Origin of the sequence: Siccirubricoccus deserti (assembly GCF_014283215.1) — a bacterium.
Taxonomy (GTDB): Bacteria; Pseudomonadota; Alphaproteobacteria; order Acetobacterales; family Acetobacteraceae; genus Siccirubricoccus; species Siccirubricoccus deserti.
The window spans coordinates 1-2,163 of the sequence record NZ_JACOMF010000183.1 but is presented as its reverse complement, the minus strand read 5'-3'; the positions used below and the strand labels follow the sequence as shown (position 1 = coordinate 2,163).

The window sequence follows — 2,163 nt, the reverse complement described above, 5'->3', positions numbered from 1 at the left end:
CACCGGAAGCGGTGTTGCCCTGGCCGTCTGGCCCCGCCTACGCTCCGCTCCGGCAGGGCCAGACGGCCAAGCCAGAACATGGGTCAAGTCTCTCATAACCCGTGGATCCCCAAGTGGGGGCAGGTCAGGATGGCCAAGCGTGTCGTTCACCCCCTTGAAGCCGTCAAGGTCGAGGCAAAGGACAGCCATCGAGATATCTTCCTCGGCCACCAGCCGCTCCAGGCGCTCCCGAAGCAGGAACCGGTTTGGCAGACCGGTCAGCACATCGTGCCGCGCCATATAGGCCAGCTTTTCCTGCGCGCTCAGCCACTCCTGCTCCGCGCGCCGTCGCTCGGAAATATCGCGGAAGAAGATGGAAATGCCCTCGGGTGTCGGATAGGCCTGCACCTCCAACCAGGCGTTCATGGTTGGAAGAAACTCCTCGAAGGCGACCGGTATCTGCTGCGTGATGGCCCGTCGGTAGTGCCGGGCAAAGACGCCGTCCACCTCCTTCGGGTACACCTGCCAGAGATCGTCACCAACTGAGAGCCTCGGCGATGCCAGCATCCGGCTGGCATTCTGGTTCATGTACGTCACGCGCCACTCTTTGTTGACGACGACAACGCTGTCCATGGTGCTCTCGAGCACCGAGGACAGGCGGGCCGCGGCGGCTTCAGCCTCCCGCCTTGCCTGCTCGGCAGCCTCGCGGGCCTCCCTGATCTCGGTCACATCGTGCCAGACCGACAGCAGGCGGGCCGGACGGTCATCCACGCCAGGGACCGGCGCGATGGCAATGTCGAGCCATTGCATTGCCCCGCTCCGTGTGACGCGGTGGCCGTGATGACGCGAGGATTTCCCGGCCTTGGCCGATGCAAGTGCCCGTCGTGCCTCTTCGGCATAATGCGTAGGCAAGGTGGCTGACCAATTCTGTTCCTCCAGCCTGCCATGTTCCGTTTCGAGCAGGCGGTGCCCGGCCTCGTTCATGAAGAGCAGGCGCCCTTCCAGGTCGAGCACGCGGATGCAGCTTGGGCTGTTCTCCAGCACGCTGCGCACGAAGGCTTCACTCTCCCGCAGTGCTGTCTCCATGGCCCGACGTTCGGTAATGTCGGTGACCGAGCCGACATAGCCGAGGAAGCTGCCATCTGCTGCGAAGCGCGGCCGGCCCTGGTCGATCACCCAGGCAAAGCTGCCATCGGCGCGGCGAAGGCGGTATTCGGCATTGAAATGCTCCTGCCGTGCATTCGTGCTGAGGAATGCCTGCACCACCTTGTCGCGGTCTTCCGGATGTATCGCCTCCAGCCAAGCGGTATAGAGATTCTCCTCTGGCGAGGTTCCGGTGGTCTCGTACCAGAGGCGGTTGAGAAAGGTCCCATTCGCCGCCTGATCTGTCACCCAGATCATGACAGGGGCATCATCGGCCATGGCCCGGAAGCGCATCTCGCTCTCGCGGAGCGCCTGCTCGGCCAGCCTGCGGTCATGGATATCGTCAAGAGTGCCGTACCAGCGGACCGACTTGCCCTCGTCGTTCCGAAGCACGACCGCGCGCGCATGGATCCAGCGGTAGGTTCCGTCCAGCTGGCGGTAGCGATACTCCATCGAAAACGGTTCGCTCGTGCGGACGGAGTGCGCCCATCTCCGGGCGGTTTCAGGCAGATCGTCCGGGTGCACGGCGGCGGTCCATGCTGTCCCCATGGACTGGCTCGGCATCAGGCCTGTCTTCTCGTACCACCGTTCAGACGCATCGAGGATCATCCCTTGCGGATCGGCTGACCAGGAGATGAGCGGGCTCAGTTCCACGGTGGCGCGGTAGCGCTGCTCTCGCTCGCGCAGAGCGGCCTCGGTCCTCCGGTTCTCCGTGATGTCAGCGACCGAGACGATCACGAAAGGCTGGCTGCCCTCGGGCCCCGCCAAGGTCACCAAGCGCTTTCGCGTCCGGAGAAAGCGGGTGGTGCCGTCGGGGAGGGTGAGTTCCTCCTCGATCTCCCGATCCTCGCCCGTAGCGATGACCTCATCGTCGGCAGCGCAGTAGCCGTCCGCCTGCTCTTTGGAGACCAAGTTGCATTGTTGAAACCCTGTGGTGGGCGACCTGAGGAGCATCAGGTTGTGGGTGAGGACCCGCAGGATGATTTCGCGCGCCTGCGCGGCACCGCTGCGAGCGCTCAGAGCCGAGCCGAGGCGTCGTTT

1 protein-coding gene is annotated in these 2,163 nt (G+C 64.2%); it reads right to left on the bottom strand.

Annotation, left to right across the window (positions count from 1 at the left end; translation table 11 throughout):
- Window positions 1-2,163 (bottom strand): PAS domain S-box protein (locus H7965_RS29580; protein WP_186774057.1); only part of this gene is annotated, 2,163 nt, incomplete at both ends.